This window comes from Asanoa siamensis (assembly GCF_016862555.1).
Classification (GTDB): Bacteria; Actinomycetota; Actinomycetes; order Mycobacteriales; family Micromonosporaceae; genus Asanoa; species Asanoa siamensis.
Map to the genome: position 1 here is coordinate 1 of NZ_BONE01000112.1, position 21,683 is coordinate 21,683.

At 72.7% G+C, this 21,683-nt stretch carries 22 protein-coding genes and 1 pseudogene; 12 read left to right on the forward strand and 11 right to left on the reverse strand.

Annotated features, from left to right (window positions below; all coding sequences use genetic code 11):
• The 8 genes from hisD to hisF all read left to right on the forward strand — a co-directional run.
• On the forward strand, positions 1-839 hold an 839-nt coding region (hisD, locus tag Asi02nite_RS37600; protein ID WP_203718821.1), incomplete at its 5' end, for a histidinol dehydrogenase.
• Positions 836-1,906, forward strand: coding sequence for a histidinol-phosphate transaminase (locus Asi02nite_RS37605; protein WP_203718822.1), 1,071 nt, complete (start codon positions 836-838; stop codon positions 1,904-1,906). The genes hisD and Asi02nite_RS37605, both read left to right, overlap by 4 nt.
• The gene (gene hisB, locus Asi02nite_RS37610) at positions 1,903-2,514 is read left to right on the forward strand and encodes an imidazoleglycerol-phosphate dehydratase HisB (RefSeq protein ID WP_203718823.1); all 612 of its coding nucleotides are present in this window, start codon (positions 1,903-1,905) and stop codon (positions 2,512-2,514) included. The genes Asi02nite_RS37605 and hisB overlap by 4 nt, the downstream gene beginning before the upstream one ends.
• Positions 2,511-2,672: a CG2302 family histidine operon protein gene (locus Asi02nite_RS37615; RefSeq protein ID WP_203718824.1), complete on the forward strand. Its 162-nt coding sequence runs from the start codon at positions 2,511-2,513 to the stop codon at positions 2,670-2,672. Before hisB ends, Asi02nite_RS37615 begins: the two co-directional genes overlap by 4 nt.
• On the forward strand, positions 2,669-3,286 hold the full coding sequence (gene hisH, locus Asi02nite_RS37620; protein WP_203718825.1) for an imidazole glycerol phosphate synthase subunit HisH: 618 nt from the start codon (positions 2,669-2,671) through the stop codon (positions 3,284-3,286). Before Asi02nite_RS37615 ends, hisH begins: the two co-directional genes overlap by 4 nt.
• Positions 3,279-3,602: a hypothetical protein gene (locus tag Asi02nite_RS37625; RefSeq protein WP_203718826.1), complete on the forward strand. Its 324-nt coding sequence runs from the start codon at positions 3,279-3,281 to the stop codon at positions 3,600-3,602. The genes hisH and Asi02nite_RS37625 overlap by 8 nt, the downstream gene beginning before the upstream one ends.
• Positions 3,603-3,624: 22 nt before the next feature.
• Entirely contained in the window at positions 3,625-4,347 is a 723-nt protein-coding gene (gene priA, locus Asi02nite_RS37630) for a bifunctional 1-(5-phosphoribosyl)-5-((5-phosphoribosylamino)methylideneamino)imidazole-4-carboxamide isomerase/phosphoribosylanthranilate isomerase PriA (RefSeq protein WP_203718827.1), read from the forward strand.
• On the forward strand, positions 4,344-5,099 hold the full coding sequence (hisF, locus tag Asi02nite_RS37635) for an imidazole glycerol phosphate synthase subunit HisF (protein ID WP_203718828.1): 756 nt from the start codon (positions 4,344-4,346) through the stop codon (positions 5,097-5,099). Before priA ends, hisF begins: the two co-directional genes overlap by 4 nt.
• A gap of 378 nt (positions 5,100-5,477) precedes the next feature.
• On the opposite strand, the gene Asi02nite_RS37640 is transcribed toward hisF, so the two are convergent.
• The 3 genes from Asi02nite_RS37640 to yczE all read right to left on the reverse strand — a co-directional run bounded on the left by Asi02nite_RS37640 (position 5,478) and on the right by yczE (position 7,073).
• Positions 5,478-5,909: a hypothetical protein gene (locus tag Asi02nite_RS37640; RefSeq protein WP_203718829.1), complete on the reverse strand. Its 432-nt coding sequence runs from the start codon at positions 5,907-5,909 to the stop codon at positions 5,478-5,480.
• Positions 5,906-6,337 carry a hypothetical protein gene (locus Asi02nite_RS37645; protein ID WP_203718830.1) on the reverse strand — a complete coding sequence of 144 codons (432 nt, stop codon included), beginning with the start codon at positions 6,335-6,337 and terminating at the stop codon, positions 5,906-5,908. Before Asi02nite_RS37645 ends, Asi02nite_RS37640 begins: the two co-directional genes overlap by 4 nt.
• Before the next feature lie 82 nt (positions 6,338-6,419).
• Positions 6,420-7,073: a membrane protein YczE gene (gene yczE, locus Asi02nite_RS37650; RefSeq protein WP_203718831.1), complete on the reverse strand. Its 654-nt coding sequence runs from the start codon at positions 7,071-7,073 to the stop codon at positions 6,420-6,422.
• A 60-nt stretch (positions 7,074-7,133) separates the two neighbouring features.
• On the opposite strand from yczE, the gene yczR reads away from it, so the two are divergent.
• Both yczR and Asi02nite_RS37660 read left to right on the forward strand, forming a co-directional pair.
• Positions 7,134-8,588, forward strand: a complete 1,455-nt coding sequence (gene yczR, locus Asi02nite_RS37655; protein WP_203718832.1) for a MocR-like transcription factor YczR — start codon at positions 7,134-7,136, stop codon at positions 8,586-8,588.
• A gap of 26 nt (positions 8,589-8,614) precedes the next feature.
• Complete coding sequence (locus Asi02nite_RS37660; RefSeq protein WP_203718833.1) at positions 8,615-9,124, forward strand: GNAT family N-acetyltransferase; 510 nt, start codon at positions 8,615-8,617, stop codon at positions 9,122-9,124.
• 137 nt (positions 9,125-9,261) lie between these two features.
• Here Asi02nite_RS37660 and Asi02nite_RS37665 read toward each other — a convergent pair whose 3' ends face one another.
• The 3 genes from Asi02nite_RS37665 to Asi02nite_RS37675 all read right to left on the reverse strand — a co-directional run bounded on the left by Asi02nite_RS37665 (position 9,262) and on the right by Asi02nite_RS37675 (position 12,868).
• Complete coding sequence (locus Asi02nite_RS37665; protein ID WP_203718834.1) at positions 9,262-11,082, reverse strand: AMP-dependent synthetase/ligase; 1,821 nt, start codon at positions 11,080-11,082, stop codon at positions 9,262-9,264.
• Positions 11,083-11,216: 134 nt separating this feature from the next.
• Complete coding sequence (locus Asi02nite_RS37670) at positions 11,217-12,164, reverse strand: terpene synthase family protein (protein WP_203718835.1); 948 nt, start codon at positions 12,162-12,164, stop codon at positions 11,217-11,219.
• A gap of 74 nt (positions 12,165-12,238) precedes the next feature.
• Positions 12,239-12,868, reverse strand: coding sequence for a TIGR03085 family metal-binding protein (locus tag Asi02nite_RS37675; RefSeq protein ID WP_203718836.1), 630 nt, complete (start codon positions 12,866-12,868; stop codon positions 12,239-12,241).
• 152 nt (positions 12,869-13,020) lie between these two features.
• On the opposite strand from Asi02nite_RS37675, the gene Asi02nite_RS37680 reads away from it, so the two are divergent.
• Complete coding sequence (locus Asi02nite_RS37680; RefSeq protein WP_239127578.1) at positions 13,021-14,886, forward strand: ABC transporter ATP-binding protein; 1,866 nt, start codon at positions 13,021-13,023, stop codon at positions 14,884-14,886.
• A complete protein-coding gene (locus Asi02nite_RS37685; RefSeq protein WP_373312414.1) occupies positions 14,883-16,700 on the forward strand; it encodes an ABC transporter ATP-binding protein in 1,818 nt (605 codons plus the stop codon). The genes Asi02nite_RS37680 and Asi02nite_RS37685 overlap by 4 nt, the downstream gene beginning before the upstream one ends.
• Here the strand turns inward: Asi02nite_RS37685 and Asi02nite_RS37690 are convergent.
• The 5 genes and pseudogenes from Asi02nite_RS37690 to Asi02nite_RS42495 form a co-directional block, all read right to left on the reverse strand.
• Positions 16,697-17,443 (reverse strand): class I SAM-dependent methyltransferase, encoded by a 747-nt coding sequence (locus tag Asi02nite_RS37690; protein ID WP_203718837.1) that lies wholly within the window; start codon positions 17,441-17,443, stop codon positions 16,697-16,699. The genes Asi02nite_RS37685 and Asi02nite_RS37690 overlap by 4 nt on opposite strands.
• 10 nt (positions 17,444-17,453) lie before the next feature.
• The gene (locus Asi02nite_RS37695) at positions 17,454-18,074 is read right to left on the reverse strand and encodes a TetR/AcrR family transcriptional regulator (RefSeq protein ID WP_203718838.1); all 621 of its coding nucleotides are present in this window, start codon (positions 18,072-18,074) and stop codon (positions 17,454-17,456) included.
• Positions 18,075-18,097: 23 nt separating this feature from the next.
• Positions 18,098-18,832, reverse strand: a complete 735-nt coding sequence (locus tag Asi02nite_RS37700; RefSeq protein ID WP_203718839.1) for an ABC transporter permease — start codon at positions 18,830-18,832, stop codon at positions 18,098-18,100.
• The gene (locus Asi02nite_RS37705; protein WP_203718840.1) at positions 18,832-19,554 is read right to left on the reverse strand and encodes an ABC transporter ATP-binding protein; all 723 of its coding nucleotides are present in this window, start codon (positions 19,552-19,554) and stop codon (positions 18,832-18,834) included. The genes Asi02nite_RS37700 and Asi02nite_RS37705 overlap by 1 nt, the downstream gene beginning before the upstream one ends.
• A gap of 129 nt (positions 19,555-19,683) precedes the next feature.
• Positions 19,684-21,683 (reverse strand): annotated as a pseudogene (locus Asi02nite_RS42495) (hypothetical protein); the annotation flags it as partial.

Genomic DNA, 21,683 nt, shown 5'->3' on the forward strand with positions numbered 1-21,683 from the left:
AGGACAACGGCGGCCTGCCCGACCAGCGGGTGCTCGCCGCCTGCGCGTTGCTCGGTGTCGACGAGGTCTACGCCGTCGGCGGTGCCCAGGCGATCGCGATGCTCGGCCACGGCAGCACCACCAACGCCGCCGGCACCGGCTGGTGCCGGCCGGTCGACGTCATTACCGGCCCCGGCAACGTCTGGGTGACCGCGGCCAAGCGGCTGCTGCGGGCGGGCGGTGCGGTGGGCATCGACGCCGAGGCCGGCCCGACCGAGATCGCCGTCCTGGCCGACGACACCGCCGACGCCGGGCACGTCGCCGCCGACCTGATCAGCCAGGCCGAGCACGACCCGCTGGCGGCCAGCATCCTGGTCACGACCTCGCCCGCCCTGGCCGACGCGGTCGACGCGGAGCTTGGTGTCCGGGTCGGCCGGACCAAGCACACCGAGCGGATCACCGCGGCCCTGGGCGGTGAGCAGTCCGGGACCGTCCTCGTCGACGACCTCGAGCAGGGGCTGCGGGTCGTCAACGCCTACGCGGCCGAGCACCTGGAGATCCAGACCCGGGACGCCCGCGCGGTGGCGATGCGGGTGCGCAACGCCGGTGCCGTGTTCGTCGGGCCGTACGCGCCGGTCTCGCTCGGCGACTACTGCGCCGGTTCCAACCACGTGCTGCCGACCGGCGGCTGTGCCCGGCACTCCAGCGGCCTGTCCGTGCAGTCGTTCCTGCGCGGCATCCACATCGTGGAATACGACGAGGCGGCCCTGCGCGAGGCGGCCCCCCACGTGGTCACCCTGGCCACCGTCGAGGACCTGCCGGCCCACGGCGAGGCGGTCACGGCGAGGTTCCCGGCATGACCCACCTCGACGACCTCCCGCTGCGGGACGACCTGCGCGGGCTGACGGCCTACGGCGCGCCGCAGCTCGACGTGCCGGTGCGCCTGAACACCAACGAGAACTCGTACCCGGTGCCCGACGACGTGGTCGAGGCGATCGGCAAGGCCGTCCAGGACGAGCTGCGCGACCTCAACCGCTACCCCGACCGGGACGCGGTGGCGCTGCGCACCGACCTCGCCGCCTACCTCGGCCACGGGCTGACCGTCGCCAACGTCTGGGCGGCCAACGGGTCCAACGAGGTGCAGCAGCAGTTGCTCCAGGCGTTCGGCGGCCCGGGGCGCACCGCGCTCGGCTTCACGCCGGCCTACTCGATGCACCCGCTGCTCGCCGTCGGCACCGGCACCGCCTGGGTCGACGGGCGGCGCGGCCCCGACTTCGCCCTGACCGCGGCCGACGTCGCCGCCCAGGTCCGCGCGCACGCGCCGGACATCGTCTTCCTCTGCTCACCCAACAACCCCACGGGTACGGCGTTGCCGCCCGAGGTGGTGACCGCGGTGCTCGACGTCGCGCCGGGGATGGTCGTCGTCGACGAGGCGTACGCGGAGTTCCGCCGCGCCGGCACGCCCACCGCCCTGGAGAACCTGTCCGGCCACCCGCGGCTCGTGGTGACCCGCACGATGAGCAAGGCGTTCGGCTTCGCCGGCGGCCGGCTGGGCTACCTCGCCGCCGACCCGGCCGTGGTCGACGCCGTCCAGCTCGTCCGGTTGCCCTATCACCTGAGCGCCCTGACCCAGGCCGCCGCGCGCGCGGCCGTCGCGCACCGCGACGGCCTGCTCGCCACCGTCGAGGCGATCAAGGAGCAGCGCGACCGGATCGTCGCGACCCTGCGGGCCCGCGGGTTGACCGTGGCCGACAGCGACGCCAACTTCGTACTCTTCGAGGTCGGCGGCGACCAGCGGGCCGCTTGGCAGGCGCTGCTGGACCGCGGCGTGCTGGTCCGCGACGTCGGCCTGCCGGGCTGGCTGCGCGTCACCGCCGGAACCCCGTCCGAGACCGATGCCTTCCTGGCAGCCATGGAGGAACTGTGAGCCGCGTCGGGCGCGTCGAGCGCGTCACAAACGAGACCAAGGTGCTCGTCGAGATCGACCTCGACGGCACCGGCCGGGCCGAGATCTCGACCGGCGTCGGCTTCTACGACCACATGCTCAACCAGATCGCCCGGCACGGTGGCTTCGACCTGACCGTGCGGACCGTCGGCGACCTGGAGATCGACGCCCACCACACGATGGAGGACACGGCGATCGCGCTGGGCACGGCGTTCGCGGAGGCGCTCGGCGACAAGGCCGGGATCCAGCGGTACGGCAGTGCCACGGTGCCGATGGACGAGGTGCTGGTGCGGGCCGCGGTCGACCTGTCCGGCCGGGCGTACGTGGTGCACGACGAGCCGCCGCTGGCGCCGTACATCGGGCCGGTCTACCCGACCAGCATGACCCGGCACATCTTCGAGTCCTTCGGGCTGGCCGCGCGCGTCACCCTGCACGTCGACGTGCTGCGGGCCGCCCGCCCCGGCGGCAACCCCGACGCCCACCACGTGGTCGAGGCGCAGTTCAAGGCGGTCAGCCGGGCGCTGCGCGCGGCCGTCGCGATCGACCCCCGCGCCGGTGGCGCCGTGCCGTCGACGAAGGGTGCCTTGTGAGCTCGGTGCTGCCCGTGCTGCTGCTCGGCGTTGCGGGGATCCTCTGCGGTGGCGTCTACTCGCTGCACAAGCAGGGCGCCTCGCGTGGTGTGGTCGGATTCGTCGGGCTGCTCGCAGTGCTGGCGCTGGTCGGCGGCGTTCTCTGGCTGGCGCCATGACCGCGCGTTCCGTCGTCGTGCTCGACTACGGCTCCGGCAACCTGCGCTCGGCGCAGCGGGCGCTCGAGCGGGTCGGTGCGTCGGTCACTGTGACGTCCGACCTGGCGGCGGCCGCCGAGGCGGACGGGCTCGTCGTGCCGGGCGTCGGCGCGTACGCGGCCTGCATGGCCGGCATCGAGGCGCTGCCCGGCGCGGCCGGCCGGGTGATCGCGTCGCGGGTGTCGGCCGACCGTCCGGTGCTCGGCATCTGCGTGGGCATGCAGGTGCTGTTCGAGGCCGGCGAGGAGCACGGCGTCGTGACCAAGGGCCTCGGGCTGCTGCCGGGCACGGTCAGCCGGCTCGCCGCGCGCCGGGTCCCGCACATGGGCTGGAACACGGTCACCCCGCCGCCCGACTCGGTGCTGTTCGCGGGGCTGCCGGCGGACACGCGGTTCTACTTCGTGCACTCGTACGCGGCCCACGACCCGCTGCCCGGTGTCACCTTCTGCACCCACGAGGCGCCGTTCGTGGCCGCGGTGGAGCGGGGCGCGCTGTCGGCGACCCAGTTCCACCCCGAGAAGTCCGGTGACGCGGGGGCGACCCTGCTCGGCAACTGGCTGGCCACCCTTGGCTAAGGAACGCGCCCTGCGCCGGGCCGCCCGGGAGGCGGAGGCCGCCCGCCTGCGCGAGAAGCGGGCCCGGGTCTCCGCGCGCCGGCAGCGCCGCAAGGCCCTGGTCGCGCGGCTGACGCCGCGCCGCCGCCGGACCGGCCGCCTGCTGGCCCGCCGCAGCCGCGGCGAGCGCGCCGGCATCGTGATCATCACGCTGGTGCTGCTCGGCCTCGTCTGGTTCCTGGTCGACGACGTCGCGCTGCGCCTCGTGCTGTCCCTGCTCCTGCTGCTCTGCCTGCCCGCCCTGGTCATCGTCGCCCTGGGCCGCCGCGCCGGATAACGCTCCTCGGAGGAGATAGCTCATGACGCTCACCCTGCTGCCCGCCGTCGACGTCGCCGACGGCCAGGCCGTCCGCCTCGTGCAGGGCGCCGCCGGCACCGAGACCGGCTACGGCGACCCGCTGGAGGCGGCGCTGGCCTGGCAGCACGACGGGGCGCAGTGGGTGCACCTGGTCGACCTGGACGCGGCGTTCGGCCGGGGCTCCAACGCTGCTCTGCTGGCGTCGGTGGTCGGGCGCCTCGACGTCAAGGTGGAGCTGTCCGGCGGGATCCGGGACGACGCGTCGCTGCGGGCCGCGCTGGCCACCGGCGCCGCCCGGGTCAACATCGGCACGGCGGCCCTGGAGGACCCGGAGTGGTGCGACCGGGTCGTCGGCGAGTACGGCGACCGCGTGGCGATCGGGCTCGACGTCCGCGGTCGTACCCTCTCGGCCCGCGGCTGGACCCGCGACGGCGGTGACCTCTTCGAGGTGCTGGAGCGGCTCGACAAGGCCGGGGCGGCCCGCTACGTGGTCACCGACATCACCAAGGACGGCATGATGCGCGGGCCCAACCTGGACCTGCTGCGCGAGGTCTGCGCCCGGACGGACGCGCCGGTGATCGCCTCCGGGGGGGTGTCCACCCTGGACGACCTGCGCGCGCTGGCCACGCTGGAGAGCGCGGGCGTCGAGGGCGTGATCGCCGGCAAGGCGTTGTACGCGGGCGCGTTCACCGTGCGCGAGGCACTGGAGGTGTTGGCGTCGTGAGCGTCGCGGTCCGGGTGATCCCCTGCCTCGACGTGGACGCGGGGCGGGTGGTCAAGGGCGTCAACTTCGTCGACCTGCGCGACGCGGGGGACCCGGTGGAGCTGGCGGCGGCCTACGACGCGGCGGGGGCCGACGAGCTGACGTTCCTCGACGTGACCGCGTCGTCCGACGACCGGGGCACGATGCTGGACGTGGTACGCCGTACCGCCGAGTCGGTCTTCATCCCGCTGACCGTCGGCGGCGGGGTCCGCTCGGTGTCCGACGTGGACACCCTGCTGCGGGCCGGCGCCGACAAGGTCGGCGTCAACACGGCGGCGATCGCCCGGCCGGCGCTGATCGCGGAGATCGCGGAGCGGTTCGGCAACCAGGTGCTGGTGCTCTCACTGGACGTACGCCGGACGCCGTCGGGCGGTTTCGAGGTGACCACGCACGGCGGCCGCAAGACCACCGGGCTCGACGCGATCGACTGGGCGCGGCAGGTCGCGGACCTGGGCGCGGGGGAGATCCTGCTCAACTCGATGGACGCCGACGGCACGAAGGCGGGCTTCGACCTGGAGCTGATCGAGGCGGTCCGCGCGGTCGTCGACATCCCGGTGATCGCCAGCGGCGGCGCGGGCACGACGTCCCACTTCCCGCCGGCAATCGACGCGGGCGCGGACGCGGTGCTGGCGGCCAGCGTGTTCCACTTCGGAGAGCTACGCATCGGCGACGTGAAGACCGCACTGCGAGAGACAGGCCACCCGGTGCGGTAACGGGCTGGGCTGGTAATCGGCACGGTCTTCCTGGCAGCGGTCCCATCGGCCAACCGGGTGTGCCGCCACCGCCGGGCCGCAACCAACCGGCGTGCCGTCCGCCGCGGGTAGGGTCGCCGTCAGCGCGCACATGCTTTCGCATGTATCCACACGTCGCAACATGTACGCCGCGACGGAGGAGGCCCGGCGCTGCGCGCGGTGGTGGGTTGGTCGCGAGCCGGCCCCGACGGTCCGTGCCCCTCGCGCCTCGCGCGGTGGTCGGTGGGTCGCGAGCCGCGTTCCGGCGTTTGCGCTCCCGGCACCCCGCGCGGTGGCCGGTGGATTCGCAAGTCGGCCGCGGCACCCCGCACGAAGCCCGCGGCTTCGATGCAGGGGCCCTCAGGTGATGCGGGTGTAGGTCAGGGCGAAGTCCAGCGTCCAGTCCGCGCCCGGCATGGCCTTTTCCCAGGCGCCGTCTATGCGGTTGTGGTCCGGGGTGAACGTGCCCGTGAAGCGTTGTGTGAAGTCCAGCGGTGAGAAGTCCGCCGAGTCGCGGGTCAGGGTCCATACGCGACCGTCGAAGGTCATCGTGTAGAGGCGGCTGACGCCGCGGGAGTTGTAGTAGTGCTGCGTGTAGCCGGCGGGGCCCGGGGCGACGATCGCCAGGCTGTCGGGGACGCCGAGGATGTTGACCTCCGTGCGTTGCGCCAGGTAGGCGCCGTCCAGGATCCATTCGAAGACGCTGCGCACCGCGGGCGCGGAGGTGTCGTCCGGGAGTTCCGCGGTGACCGCCCACTCGCCGACGAAGATTTCCAGGGCCGCGTGTTTCATCGTGGGTCGTCGCCCTGGTCGCCGCGGCCCGCGTACTCGAGGATCGCCGCCGCGTGTTCGGTTTCGTCGAGGCTCCAGTCGGCGTCGTCCGGGAGCGGTCGGCGCAGCAACTGGGTGTAGACCGTGTCGACCGCGCCCACCCCGACCCTGCGGTTGCGCCACATCGCGGCGCCGGACGGGGTGACGCGGAACCAGCCGTCGTCCACCGTGATCAAGGCCGCCCCCGTCAGCCGGCGGACCGCCTCCTCCACCTCACGGCGGCCCGGCAGCACCTGGCGCAGGTGGTCGGCCATCGAGAGCACGTCCGCGAGCCGTACGCCCTCCGGTCGTCGGGTCGTCGCCGAGCGCATGTGGCGCCCCGCGCCGTTCGCCATCACCACCGCGACGAAGATCCACGCGTCGGATCGTCGCCAGCCGTCCTGCCCCATGGACCAATGATGCCAACGTCAACGAGCCATGAACATTGTGGTGATCTTTTGTTTACCTGAAACCTTCACCAGGTTCGATGCATCATGCAGTCGCATCCAGGGCCACCCGGGGCGTCGACCCGCGCACCGTGAACAGCGGGATGAAGACGTGGTTCAACGGTCCGATCAGGAGCGCGTACGCGATGGTCCCGACGCCGACCGTGCCACCGAGCAGGACGCCGATCCCGAGCACGGACAGTTCGATGACGGTACGGGTGAGCCGGATCGAGCGGCCCGGCCTGCGGGCGACCCAGCCGGTCATCAGCCCGTCGCGCGGGCCGGGGCCGAGCCGCGCACCGATGTAGAGCCCGCCGGCCACCCCGTTGAGCGTGATGCCGAGGACGAGGAACGTGATCCGCCACGCCAGCGCGCTCGGCGTCGGCAGCAGGACCAGCGTCGCGTCGACCGCGAGACCGATGAGGACGATGTTGCTGACGGTGCCGATCCCCGGCTTCTGCCGCAGCGGCACCCAGAGCAGCAGCACGGCCGCGCCGACGATGATCACGATGGTGCCGAAGGAGAGGCCGGTGCGCTCGGCCAGGCCCTGGTGGAAGACGTCCCAGGGGTCCAGGCCCAGTGACGCCTCGATCATCAGGGCCATGCTGGCGCCGTAGAGGGCCAGGCCGACGAAGAGTTGGATCAGCCGGCGGGGAAGTCGGTCACGCAGACCGGTGGACTGGTTGCTCTCAGGCGCCATGCATGCCACTCTGAAGGCCAATTGGTTCGGTGCTGAAGAGCCAATTCGCGAGGAGTGGATATGACTAGCCTGGTCCGCGGCAGCCAACTCGCCCGCCTGCTCGGCCACTGGCACGCGCTGCCGGGCCGCCGCCGGAACCCGGACTACGCGGCCCTGGCGGGCGCGGTCCGCGGCCTGCTCTCCGACGGCCGCCTGCCGCTGGGCATCCGGCTGCCCGCCGAGCGCGAGCTGGCCGAGGCGCTCAAGGTCAGCCGCACCACCGTGACGGCGGCGTACCGGGAGCTCCGCGAGAGCGGCCACCTGACCAGCCGCCGCGGCGCGGGGAGCTGGACCACCCTGCCGGGCGGGCACCGGGTCGCCAGCAGCGGCCTGTGGACCCCGCTCAACGAGTTCGGCATGATCGACCTGGGCTGTGCCGCCCTGGCCGCGCCGCCGGAGCTCATCCCCGCGGCCCGCGCGGCCGCCGACGAGCTGCCGCGCTACCTCGGCGACGCCGGTTACCACCCGACGGGCCTGCCGGAGCTGCGCGAGGCGGTCGCCCGGGGCTTCACCGACCGCGGCCTCCCGACGAGCCCCGACCAGATCATGGTGACGAGCGGTACGCAGCAGGCCCTCGACCTGGTGCTCCGGCTGACGGTGCAGGCCGGCAACGGCGTGCTCATGGAGTCCCCGACCTATCCCAACGCCCTCGCCGCGCTCTCCGCGCGCCGCGCGAGGATCACCACGCACGGCCTGGACCCGGCCGGCGGCTGGGACGGCGAGCTGCTGCTCGGGGCACTGCGGCAGACCACACCGCGGCTGGCGTACGTGATCCCGGAGTTCCACAACCCCACGGGCCACCTGATGCCGGCGGAGCTGCGGGAACGCCTGGTCGCCACGGCCCACGCGACCGGCACCGACCTGGTCGTCGACGAGTCGTTCGTGGACCTGCCGCTGGACGGCGTCGAGATGCCGCCCCCGGTCGCGGTCTCGGACCGCCACAGCCGCGTGATCACGATCGGCGGCATGAGCAAGCCCTACTGGGGCGGCCTGCGCATCGGCTGGGTCCGCGCGTCGGCCCCCACGGTCCAACGCCTGGCCGCCCTGCGGGTGGGCGTCGACATGGCGAGCCCGGTCCTCGACCAGCTCGTGGCGGCGCAGTTGCTGTCGCGGGCGGACACGATCGTCCCGGCCCGCCAGGCCCAGCTCGCCACCCAACGCGACGCGCTGCTGGCGGCCCTGGCCGAGCACCTGCCGGAATGGCGGGTCCAACCGCCGCACGGCGGGGTGACGCTCTGGGCGGAGCTGGACGGGCCGATCTCCAGCGCGTTGGCGCGGGCGGCGGAGGACGTCGGCGTGCGGTTGGCGCCGGGTCCGCGGTTCGGGCTGGACGGGACGTTGGAGCGCTTCCTGCGGTTGCCGTACACGCTGCCGGCGGCGGACCTGGTCGACGCGGTCAAGCGGATCGCCACGGTCCGGTACGACCTCGATCGCGCGCCCCACCCCGGCTGGCGCAAGCCGGTGGTCATCGCCTGAGGGCTGCCGTGGATAGAGTCGCGTGCGTGAGTGCGGCGACGGTGCGGGCGGCGACGGCGGGCGACGTGGCGCGGATCTGTGAGATCTGCGCGGTGGCCTACCGCGAGACCTATCGGGACCTGCTGCCCGCTGACTTCGTCGAGCGCACGATCCGCGACTTCTACCAGCCCGACCGGGTGGCGCGCGAGGTGGCGGCGAATCCGCCGCACTGGTACGGCTACCAGGTCGTCGAGGAGGCCGGCCGGGTCCTGGGTGCGGCCGGCGGCGGCATCGGCGAGCCCGGGGTGGGGGAGCTCTACGTCATCTACCTGGACCCGGCGGAGCGCAACCGCGGCCTCGGCACCCTGCTGCTCGACCGTGTCGTCGACCAGCTCACGGAGGGCGGGGCGCGGGAGATCTGGGTCCGGGTGATCGAGGGCAACGACCGCGGCATTCCGTTCTACCGGGCGCGCGGTTTCGAGGTCGTGGAAACGGTGCCGACGTTCTCGTCGCGACCCGACGAGAACATCCGCAGCCTCCGCATGCGCCGCCGTTGATCTCGTGCTCGTGAAGCGCGGACCTGGCAGCGGAGCGAAGCGGAGCGGTGTCCGGCGGGAGCGACGGTCGTGCCCACCGCGGACCCGGGACAGGATCAGGCCCGCCGGAGAAGCATTCCGGCGGGCCTGAAAACGGGCTAGATCTCGGCGAGCGTGCCTTCGTACATCTTGTCGATGTCGTTCTTGAAGTTGGCCTCGACGCCGCGGCGCTTGATCTTCATGGACGGGGTCATCTCGCCGTCCTCGATGGTCAGGTCGCGGGAGAGGATGGTGAACTTCTTGATCGTCTCCCAGCGGTTGAGCTTCGCGTTCAGCTCGTTGACGTGGCCCTCGACCATCGCGTGCGCGGCCGGGGACGTGACGATCTCCGTGTAGGACTTGCCGGCCAGCTCGTTGGTCGCCGCCCACGCCGTGATGGCGTCCGGGTCCAGGGTGATCAGCATCGTGCAGAAGTTGCGGGCCTGGCCGATCACGATGGCTTGCGAGGTGTACGGGCAGATGGCCTTGAACAGGCCCTCGATGTGGGACGGGGCGATGTATTTGCCGCCCGACGTCTTGACCAGGTCCTTCTTGCGGTCGGTGATCCGCAGGTAGCGGTCCTCGCTGATCTCGCCGATGTCGCCCGTGCGGAAGAAGCCGTCCGCGGTGAACGCGGCCGCGGTCTCCTCCGGGAGGTTGTGGTAGCCGCGCATGACCGGCGTGCCGCGGAGCAGGACCTCGCCGTCCTCGTCGATCTTGCATTCCAGGTCGCCGAGGGGCTGGCCGACCGTGCCGATGCGCAGGCCGCCCGGGCGGTTGACGAAGTTGCCGGCGCTGGTCTCGGTCAGGCCGTAGCCCTCCGAGATCGGCAGGCCCGCCGCCGCGAAGAACTCCGAGATGTCGACCGAGAGCGGCGCCGCGCCCGAGACCAGCGTGCGGATGTTGCCGCCCAGGCGCGCCTGGAGCTTGCTGAAGACGAGCTTGGTCGCGAGCGCGTACTGCAGCTTCAGGCCCGCCGGCACCGGCTGGTCGGCCTGCTCCAGCTTGACCTTGCGCTTGCCCGTCGCGACCGCCCAGCCGAAGATCTTGGCCTTGGCGCCGCCCGCCGAGGTCGCGTTGGTGATCGCCTTGTTGTAGACCTTCTCGAAGATCCGGGGCGCGCCGCACATCAGGGTCGGCTGGACCACGGCCAGGTTGTCGACGAGCACGTCGATCCGGCCGTCGACGTAGGTCGGCAGGCCCACGTGGATGATGCCGCAGAGCAGCGTCTTGCCGAACGAGTGCGACAGTGGCAGCCACAGGTATTGCAGGTCGTCGGCGCGCAGGATGCCGAGGTCGGCCTGGGCCACCGCCTCCCAGCACCAGCCGGCGTGCAGCAGCTCGACGCCCTTGGGGCGGCCGGTCGTGCCCGACGTGTAGATCAGCGTGGCCAGGTGGTCGGGTGCGATCGGCTCGACCAGGCGGTCGATCAGCCCCGGGTCGCCGGCCAGCGCGGCGGCGCCCTGCTTCTCGAGGTCGGCCATGGTGAGCTGGGGCGGGTTGGCGGCCGGGTCGGCCTCGCCGTCGATCAGCACGACGTGGGTGACCGCGGGCAGGTTGGTGCCGCTGAGCTTGGCGGCCTGCATCGGGTTCTCGGCGATCACCACCTTGGAGCCCGAGTCGGCGATGATGAACGTCGCGTCCTCCGGCTCGGTGGTCGGGTAGACGGTCGTCGTGGCGGCGCCGGCGCACATGATGCCGAGGTCCGCGATGACCCACTCGATCCGGGTGTTGGCCAGGATGGCCACCCGCTCCTCGGCTCCGATGCCGAGGCCGTGCAGGCCGGCGGCGACCGCGCGGGCCCGGTCACCGGTCTGCTGCCAGGTCATCCACTGCGGCCCCGAGGCACCCGGGTAGCCGAACGCCCGCGCGTCGGGCGAAGCGGCGACACGCTTGAGGAACATGTCGGGGATCGACCGGTAAGGGACATCGAGCGACATATCCGGAAACCCACCTTTAGTTGGCCATGTGATCGTGGTCACGTGCTACCGAAGAGTATGGCCAACAGCCACATGGATGCCAGTCCCTGGACACACGTGTCGATCATGGGCTGACCAGGGTCTTCTTACTGGACTCAGCCCGCGTAGCGCAGGGCTCCCAGGGACCAGTCGTACGTGGCCCGCAGCCACCGCCGGCGGGCCATCAGCATCCGGGCCAACCGGTCGTCCGCGCCGACGAGCACCTCGGCCTCGAGGTCCCGGTAGGTGGCCAGGCCGGCGTTGTAGCGGGCCGCCGCCTCGACCAGCGCCGCCCGTTCCGGCCAGCTCAGCTCGTGGGCGATGACGGTCGCCAGGTTGTGCCCGTCGCGCAGCCGTTCCTTCCCGTACGAGAAGACGTCGTTGCACCAGCACACGAGGTCCGCGGCCAGCAGGTCGAGGCGGACCACCCGCGGGTCGACCCGGTCCGCGACGCCGGCCAGCCCGCCGTTGGCGAGGTCGGTCACGGCGAAGCTGGGCAGCACGGCACCGGTGTGCCGGCGCATCTGCACGTACTCGGCGAACCGCGGCACCCGGTGCAGCTGCCGGTTGGTCGCCTCCCAGAGCAGCGCGAACAGGTACTCCCGGAAGGCGGCCGCGAACCGCAGCAGCCCGCCCGGCCGGCCCAGCGCGCGGATCCGCCGGCACAGGTCGTGCAGCGCCGCGGCGGTCGGGCCGGCGGGCTGGTAGTCGGCGTGCGCGGCCGTGCCGAACCGGTCGACCACCTCCAGCAGCGGCGCGAGTGCCGGGGCGAGCCGACCCGGATCGCTGCCCAGCGCGTCCTCGTCGCACCGGTCGTCGAACGCGAACAGCCAGGTCATCAGGTCGGCCACCAACCGCGCGGCCGCCAGCGGCGTCTCCGGGCAGGCGCGGGCGGCCAGGTCGGCGGCGTTGGCCCGGGCCAGCCGGGCCCGCGCGTCGGGCGTCGGCGCCAGCCCGAACGCGTCGGCCCAGTCGGCGGTGTGCCGGGTGAGCTCCGCGACGGACCGGTGGACCAGCGCCTCGTACGGCGGCGGCGTCAACGCCGTGGCCGCGAACGTCCGCATCCCACCCCTTCCCGCCGGTCTCCCGATGATTGCCGGACGGCAGCCGACGGCGGAACGGTGGTTCGGTCGATGCCTCAGATCTTCAGCGGGGTGGTCCGCAACCGATCGGCCAACGCGGGTGGACCGTCGATCTGGACCCGGGTGGCCCGTTGCCGGCCGGAGAGGAAGTAGGCGAGCTCGCCGGGCGCGCCGACCAGCCGCAGGCGCTCGCCGCCGGCCCCCGAGGTCACCTCGCCGTGCCCGGGTGCCTGCACGAGCAGCGCGGCGGGGAACTTGCGCAGTCGCATGCGGGCGATCAGGGAGGCGCTCCGCCAGAGCGTCGCCTGGTCCTCTGTGGGCAGCTCGCGCGGGTGCCAGTCGGCCTGGGCGCGGCGCACGTCCTCGTGGTGCACGAAGAACTCGAGGGTGTTGGTCAGCCCTTCCGCGAGCGGGTTGCTGACCGGGCTCCACAACGGGGGGTTACGGACGAGATCGACCAGCTCGGTGTACGGGCGGGCAGAGTACGCGCGCTGCGTGGCGCGGGCGTGCGCGCGCAGGGGCGGCACGAACATGCCGAGGCTCGCGTCGGGGCGGCGTTCCCGGATGACCAGATGGGCGGCCAGGTCGCGGGTGGCCCAACCGGTGCACAGCGTCGGCGCGTCGGGCCCGAGGCTGCCGAAAAGGTTGGCGAGTTTTTCTCGTTCGGACCGCACGAAGCGCGACATGGCGAGAATCGTAGCCATAGGTGCGAAACCTCCTCCTGTGACGGCGGACACAGGGAATACCCGCTCGCACCCGGGGCTTGCGTCCGGTAAGGATAACTGTGGAATTCCGCGGCTTACGTAAGGCCGCGTCGAACGGCAGAGGGGCATCAATAGTGGCGAGCGTGACCAGTCGGGACGTGCTCGCCCGGGGCTTCCGCGTGCTCGGCCGGGCAATCCGCGACGAACCGCGCATCTTCGCCTTCGCGGTGGGTGGCAGCGTCCTCTTCGGCGGCCTGGTGGTCGGCAGCGCGTACGTGATCGGGCACATCGTCGGCGGCGTCATCGTGCCGGCGATCGAGGACGGCAAGGTCGACAACGCGCTGCTCTGGATCGGCGCCATGGCGGTGCTCGCGGTCAGCGTGCTGCGGGTCGTCGGCATCTTCGGCCGCCGGCTCGGCGCGGGCTACATGCAGTTCCGCCTCCAGGCCCGCTACCGGCGCCTGGTCACCGGCCGCTACCTCGACCTGCCGCTGTCCTGGCACCACCGGCACGCCACCGGCACCCTGCTCTCCAACGCCAACTCCGACGTCGAGGCCGCCTGGTTCCCGATCGCGCCGCTGCCGTTCGCGGTCGGCACGGTGGTGATGCTGGTCGGCGCCGTCGGCTCGCTCTTCTTCACCGACTGGGTGCTGGCCCTGGTGGGCGTCGCGACCTTCGCCGGCCTCTTCCTGATCAACGTCTTCTACTCCCGCCGGATGGCCCCGCGCCAGGCCCGCGCCCAGCTCATGCGGGGCGAGGTCAGCGCGATCGCGCACGAGAGCTTCGACGGCGCCCTGGTCGTCAAGACCATGGGCCGCGAGGGCCACGAGACCGAGCGGTTCGCGGGCCAGGCCCGCGAGCTACGGGACGCGCTCATCTCCGTCGGCCGGCTGCGCGGCCTGTTCGACCCGCTGATGGAGACGCTGCCCAGCCTGGGCACGCTCGCCGTGCTGGTGGTCGGCACGTTCCGGTTGCGGGCCGGCGACATCTCCGTGACCGACCTGGTCAGCATCGCGTTCCTGTTCACCGTGCTGGCCTTCCCGGTGCGGGCGATCGGCTGGGTGCTGGCCGAGCTGCCGCGCAGCGTGGCGGGCTGGGACAGGCTGCAGCACGTCCTGACGGCCACGGGCGAGATGCGCTACGGCACGATAAATCCGGAAAAGTCGGACAAACCCGCGACGCTCGCGTTCGACGGCGTCGAGTACGCCTATCCCGTCGGCGCCGACACCGACGACATGGTCAACGCCACCACCGACGACCACGGCCCGACCGTCCTGCACGACATCAGCCTGGTCGTCCCCGAGGGCAGGACGGTCGCGCTGGTCGGCCCCACAGGCTCCGGCAAGTCGACGATCGCCTCCCTCGCGGTGCGCCTCGTCGACCCCGTCACGGGCACCGTGCGCGTCGACGACCACGACCTGCGCGACCTGACCGCCGCCGCGCTGGCCGGCACCGCGGCCCTGGTCGCCCAGATCCCGTTCATCTTCGACGACACCGTCCGCGCCAACGTCTCCCTCGACCGCGACGGCATCGACGACGACGCGGTCTGGGCCGCGCTGCGCCTCGCCCAGGCCGACGAGTTCATCCGCCGCCTGCCCGACGGCCTCGACACCATGGTCGGCGAGCGCGGCACCTCCCTCTCCGGCGGCCAGCGGCAGCGCCTGACGCTGGCCCGCGCCCTGGCCGGCCGCCCCCGGCTGCTGGTGCTCGACGACGCCACCAGCGCCGTCGACCCGCGCGTCGAGGCGGCCATCCTGGCGGCCCTGCGCGGCGGCGAGCAGCCGACGTCGATCCTGGTGGTGGCCTACCGGCGGGCCACGATCGCGCTGGCCGACGAGGTGGTCTACGTCGAGCACGGCCGGGTCGTCGCCGCCGGCACACACCAGGAGCTGCTGGCCAGCTCGCCCGGCTACACCGACCTGGTCACGGCCTACGAGCGCGCCGAGGCCGAACGGGAGCGCGAGCACGCGTACGACGAGGAAGGGGCGGTGACCGCGTGACGACCACCGCCACCGCACCCGCACGCACCAGGACCGCCGTGCCCGCCGAGCTGTCCGACGCGCCCGAGTCGACCTGGGCCACCATCAAGCGCGGCCTGGCGCTCTCGCCCGAGCTGCGCACCGGCCTCGCCGCCACCCTGTTCTTCGCGATCGTCTCGATGCTCGGCCGGGCCGCCGTGCCCGTCGCCATCCAGCAGGGCATCGACAAGGGCATCGCCGGCCCCGGCGGCCTCGACGTCGGCTTCGTCGGCTCGGTCGTGGCGATCACCGCGGGCGTGCTCGCGATCACCACGCTCTGCGGCTACCTGATGATGCGGCGGCTGTTCACGGTCAGCGAGACCGCGCTGGCCAACGTCCGCGTCCGTACCTTCCGGCACATCCACGACCTCTCGATGCTGCACCAGCAGTCCGAGCGGCGCGGCTCGCTGGTCTCCAGGGTCACCAGCGACATCGACCAGATCACGCAGTTCCTGCAGTGGGGCGGCGTCATCCTGATCATCAGTGCCGGCCAGGTCGTGGTCACCGCGAGCGTGATGGCCTACTACTCGTGGCAGCTCACGCTGGTGGTGCTGGCCGCGTTCGCGCCCGCGGTGTTCGTCATCCGGGCCTTCCAGAAGCGCCTGGCCGGCGCGTACGGCCTGGTCCGCACGCGGATGGGCGCGCTGCTCGCGGCGGTGTCCGAGAGCGTCGTGGGCGCGCCGGTGATCCGGGCGTACGGCGTCTCCGAGCGCACCCGGGCCCGGCTCAACACGGCGATCGACGACCACCGGACCGCCCAGATGCGGGCACTGCGCACCAGCGTCACCGGCTTCTCCAGCGGCGAGATCGCGGCCGGCCTCGCCACCGCCGCGGTGGTCGTCGTCGGTGTCCAGCTCGGCATCGGCGGCACGCTGACGGTCGGTCAGCTCACCGCGTACCTCTTCCTGGTCACGCTCTTCATCCAGCCGGTGCAGATCGCCACCGAGGTGCTCAACGAGGCGCAGAACGCGGTGGCCGGCTGGCGCCGGGTGCTCGACGTGCTCGACGTCGAGCCCGACGTGGCCGATCCCGGCGAGCAGGGCGTCGAGCTGCCGCCGGGGCCGATCGACATCCGGTTCCAGGACGTCTCCTTCACGTACGGCGGCCCGATCGTCCTCGACGACGTCGACCTCGACATCCCGGCGAAGACCCGGGTCGCGGTGGTCGGCGAGACCGGCAGCGGCAAGACCACCTTCGCCAAGCTGCTGACCCGGCTGATGGACCCGACCACGGGCGAGGTGCGGCTCTCCGGCGTGCCGCTCGACCGGGTCCGCTTCGACTCGCTGCGGTCGCGGGTCGTGATGGTGCCGCAGGACGGCTTCCTGTTCGACGCGACGGTCGCGGAAAATGTGCGGTTCGCCCGCCCGGACCTGACCGACGGCGACCTCGAGCTGGCGTTCACCGAGCTGGGCCTGATCGACTGGGTCGAGAGCCTGCCGGGTGGGCTGGCGACCCGGGTCGGCGAGCGCGGCGAGGCCCTCAGCGTGGGGGAGCGGCAGCTCGTGGCGCTGGCCCGGGCCTACGTCGCGGATCCCGACCTGCTCGTGCTCGACGAGGCGACCAGCGCGGTCGACCCGGCCACCGAGGTGCGGCTGCAGCGCACCCTCGACGCCGTGACCCGCGGCCGCACGACGGTCGCGATCGCGCACCGGCTCTCCACCGCCCAGGCCGCCGACGAGGTGATCGTGGTCGACCAGGGCCGGGTCGTGCAGCGCGGCCCGCACGACGAGCTGGTCCGGGAGACGGGCTCGGTCTACGCGAAGCTCTACGCGAGCTGGCTGGAGCAGACCCGCTAGCTCTTGGCGAAAACCGAGAGCTGGTAGCTGATCCGGCGGTCGCGCGGCTCGTCCGGGTCGGGCAGGGCGCGCAGGTTCTCGACGATCGGCAGGACGGTCGAGGCCCAGACGGCGCCGTCCACGTTCCAGAGGTACGACCAGGCCTTGTTCTCGATCGTCTCGGCGATCTGGTTCGGCGACTCGGCCGCGGCGCTGACCGTGCCCTCCTGGCTCTCCAGCGTGCGCAGCCCGGCGCCGGTCGCGGCGGCCCGCACGGCCTCCGGGGTGTCGACGCGGTCGCGCCCGGGCAGCCCGGCGAGCAGCGGCGCGAACGCGTCGTGGCGGTCCCGGTCGTGGCCGGCGGAGAGCGCGATCACCCGGCCGCCGGGGCGGACCACCCGGGCCGCCTCCGCGAACGCGGCCGTGAGGTCGACGATCACGTGCAGGGCGCCCACGAAGAACGCGTTGTCGACGGCCGCGTCGCGGACCGGTAGCCCGCGGGCGTCGCCGGCCGCGACCGCGCCGCCCAGCCGCTCGCGCGCGTGGGCGAGCATCGCGGGGGAGAGGTCGACGCCGACGACGGGGCGGTCGTGGTGCCGGGCCAGCGCGTCCGCGACGAGCCCGGTGCCGACGCCGATCTCCAGCACGCGGCCGGGCAGCAGGTGCGGCGCGACGGCCGCGGCGAGCTCCCGGCCGCGCCGCTCGCCACCGCGGGTCTGGTCATAGCTGTCGGCCACGCGGTCGAACGGCAGGGACTCGGACATGCGCGCCAGGTTAACCCGCGTCGGCCCCGGGCCCGGGCGCGGGCAGTTCGCCGAAGATGTAGCGCTGGACGGTCGGGCCCACGGCGGCGACCAGCACCTCGCGCGGCGCGGACGCGAGCGGCTCCACCTTGATCACGTAGCGGACCAGGGCGAGGCCGGCGAACTGGCTGGCCACCAGGCTGACCCGCAGTGGGGCCTCCTCCGGCTTCATCGGCACCGCGCCCATCACCCGGCGCAGCACCTGGGTGACCACGAAGTCGCGGAACAGTCGGGCGGTCCACTCGCTGCTGACCGCCGAGCGCAGCAGCCCGACCCCGGCCTTGCCGGCCGGCGAGTCCCAGACGGTCAGGAACATGGTGACGAGCCGCTCGCCGAGGCCGTCGGGGTCGCCGGCCAGCACCTCGGGGATGATGTCGCCCGGGTCGATCGGCGCGTTCATGGCGGCCAGGAACAGCTTGTCCTTGGTGCCGAAGTAGTGGTGGACCAGCGCCGGGTCGACTCCGGCACCGGTCGCGATCGCGCGGATCGAGGCGCCGTCGTACCCCTTCTCCGCGAACGCCGCGCGGGCCGCCGCCAGGATCGCGTCGCGGGTGTCGGGGTTGCCGGGTCGGCGCCCGGTCCGTCGTACCACTGTGTCGCCTTTCTGTTCTCTGGTCAGGCCGTGCGGCGCCGCAGCGTGGCGGCGCCGAGGACGAGGGCGAGGATGATCGCCCCGACCACGATGCCAAGGTCCCGCCACATCGTGCCGGTCGGGTCCGCGTGCCGGCCGACCTCGGTGAGCGCTTCGACCGAGTAGGACAGTGGCAGCACGTCACTGATCACCTGCAGCCAGCCGGCCATCGAGTCGCGGGCGACGAACAGGCCGCAGAGCAGGATCTGCGGCAGCGCCACCACCGGCATGAACTGCACGGCCTGGAACTCCGTGCGGGCGAACGCGCTGCACAGCAGGCCGAGCGCGACGCCGAGCACCGCGTTGGCCACGGCGATCAGGATGACCAGCCACGCGCTGCCGGCGGTGTCCAGGTCGAACAGCCAGTAGGCGAGCCCGGCGGCCACGGCGGCCTGCGCGGCGGCGACCAGGCCGAACGCGATGCCGTAGCCGAACAGCAGGTCGAGCTTGCCGACCGGGGTGGTGAACAGCCGCTCGAGCGTGCCGCTGGTGCGCTCGCGCAGCATCGCGATGCTGGTGATCAGGAACATGATGATGAACGGGAAGATGCCGAGCATGACCAGCGCGATCCGGTCGAACAGCAGGCCGCCGTCGAACATGTAGTAGAGCAGGGTCAACAGCAGCAGGGGTACGACGATGATGAGGCCGACCGTGCGGCGGTCGTGCCGGAGCTGGCGGACGATGCGGCCGATCGTGCTGGCCAGGGTGTGGGGAGACATCAGGCGGCCGCCTTCTCCTGTTGACGGATGATGCGCAGGAACGCCTCGTCGAGGTCGTCGGTGCCGGCCGTGGTCTTGATCGCCGCCGGGGTGTCGTCGCCGATCAGGTGGCCGTCGCGGATCAGCAGCAGCCGGTCGCAGCGGTTGGCCTCGTCCATCACGTGGCTGGAGACGAGGATCGTGGTGCCGTCGGCGGCCATGGTGCGGAACCGGGCCCAGAGGTCGTCGCGGAGCACCGGGTCCTGGCCGACGGTGGGCTCGTCGAGCACGAGCACCTCGGGCCGGCCGACGATGGCGCAGGCGAGGCTCGCCCGGCTGCGCTGGCCGCCGGAGAGGTTGGCGACGAGCTGGTGCGCGGCCTGGCCGAGCCCGACGGCCTCGATGGCGGCGTCGGCGTCGGCGTGGCCGAGCTTGTAGAGCGAGGCGAAGTAGCGGGCGTTCTCCCGGACCGTGAGGTCGTCGTAGACGCTCGGCGCCTGTGTCAGGTAGCCGATCCGGTGGCGGAGGGCGGGGGAGCCCGCCGGCTCGCCGAGAACGCTGACCCGCCCGGACGCGACGAGCTGCACGCCGACGACGGCGCGCATGAGGGTGGTCTTGCCGCTGCCACTGGGCCCGAGCAGCCCGGTGATGCTGCCGCGCGGAATCGTGCAGGTCAGCCCGTGCAGCACCTCGCGTTTTCCGCGGTTGATCACGAGGTCGCTGACCTCGATCGCGGTCTCCATCGTTCCTCCTGTTCGGTGAAATTCAACGGATGTTGAACTCAACGGTAGATGAAATAGATGGGTGTACGCAAGACAGCGCCCCGGCCCCCCTGTTGGTTCGGGGGACCGGGGCGCTGTGGGTTTTGGTTCTTAGAGGGCGAGCACCCTGTCGAGGAAGTCGCGGTAGCGCCGCATCGCCACCCGCATCGCCTCGGTGTCCGGTGCGTCGTTCTCCCGGCGGGGGTCGAGCTCGACCTGCTCGGCGAGCAGCGTCTCGGCGAGCTGCTGCACGGCCCGGGCGACCAACGTCTGGGCGTGCTCCAAGGCTTCGGTGGGCTCGTCGACGAACTGGGCCTTGACCTCGTGCCACTCGGACCGCAACGCGTCGGCGGCCTCGGTGCTCCACACGGCGATCCGGGTCTCGGGCACGTCGCCGGGCCGCATCGGCGGCCCACTGACGGGCCGCACCTCGGCGGCGGGAGACCCGATGTCGGCCAGGGTCGGCGCGGCCACGACGGGCTCGGCCAATGGTTGCGCGTCGTTGTCCGCGACGGGCTCGGGGGCGTCGGCGCTCTCGACGAGGCCTTCGTCGTCGGCCTCGACCTGCGCCGCGGGGGCGACGACGGTCTCGGTCTCGACGAGCTCCTCGTCCGGGTCGACCGCCACCTCGGCGTCGTCGGCGCCACCGGCGTCGACGGACGCGGCCACGGGCTCGCCCTCCTCGGCGGCGTCCTCGGCGTCAGCGTCGGCAGCGACCACGGTCTCCGACTCCGCGGCGGAGTCGGTTCCCGCCTCGGGCTCGGCGTCGGTCGCGGCGGCGTCGGTCGCTGCAGCGGCGGTCTCCGCGTCCGTGTCACCCTCGACATCCGTCGCAGCCGACACGTCGACGTCGCTCTCGCCGTCGGCGGCCAGGTCGGTGGCCTCGGCTTCGTCGCCGGCTTCGGGCGCCGTGTCGGCGTCCGTCGCAGCGGTGGCGTCTGCCTCGACGTCGGTCTCGTCGCCGGCGTCCACCTCGGTCGCGGCGTCCGCGTCAACGTCGTCGCCGGCCTCGGCCTCCGCGGCGGTGGCAACCTCCGCGTCCGCATCGGCGTCGGTCGCGGCGGCAGCCTCGGCTTCGTCGCTGCCGTCGGTCACCGTGGCGACGTCCGCGTCCGCGTCGACCTCGGTATCGGCTGCGGCGCTGGCGTCAGCCTCCACGTCGGCGCCGTCGCTGGCCTCGGCGTCCGCAGCGGTGGCAACCTCCGCGTCAGCGTCGACCTCTCCGGCGTCGGTGACCGTCGCCGAGGCGGCATCCGCGTCGACGGCATTCTCGTCATCGGCCTCCGCGTCGGTCGTGGCGATGGCTTCCGCTTCGGCTTCGGTCTCAGCGCCCGTGTCGGCGTCGGTCGCGGTGACGGCTTCGGCTTCCGCATCGGTGTCGGCGGCCTCGGCGTCGACGTCGGTCTGAGTCGCATCGGCGTCGGTCTCAGTGTCAGCCTCGACCTCGGCGGCAGAGGTGGTGGTGGCTTCCGCATCGACGTCGGCCTCGTGACCGGCGTCCACGTCAGTCGCGCTGGTCGCTTCCGCGTCGACGTCCGTGTCGGCGGCGTCCGCGTCGGCCTCAGCTGCCTCCACCTCCGTCGCGGCGGCAGCTTCCGGGGCGGCGTCGGTCTCGTCGTCCGCGCCGGCGTCGCTGACGGCGCTGGCGTCCGCATCGGCGTCGATCGCGGCAATCGCCTCCGCGTCCGCGTCGGTCTCGTCGGCGTCGTCTTCGTCTGTCGTGGCGATGGCCTCCGCGCTCGCCTCCGCATCCGCGTCGGTCGCGGTGGTGGCTTCTGCTTCCGCATCGACGCCGTTGTTGTCGGCCTCTTCGCCGGTGTCGGCGTCGGTCGTGGCGATGGCTTCGGCATCCGCGTCGGTGTCGGCGTCGGCGTCGGTCGCGGTGGTGGCTTCTGCTTCCGCGTCGAAACCGTTGGCGCCAGCCCCTTCGCCCGTGTCCGCGTCGGTTGCGGCGATGGCTCCCGCGTCGCTGTCGGCGTCGGTTGCGGCGATGGCCTCCGCGTCGACGCCGTTGGCGTCGGCCTCTTCGCCGGTGTCGGCGTCGGTCGTGGCGACGGCTTCGGCATCCCCGTCGGCGTCCGCGTCGGCGTCGGTGTTCGCGTCGGCTTCGC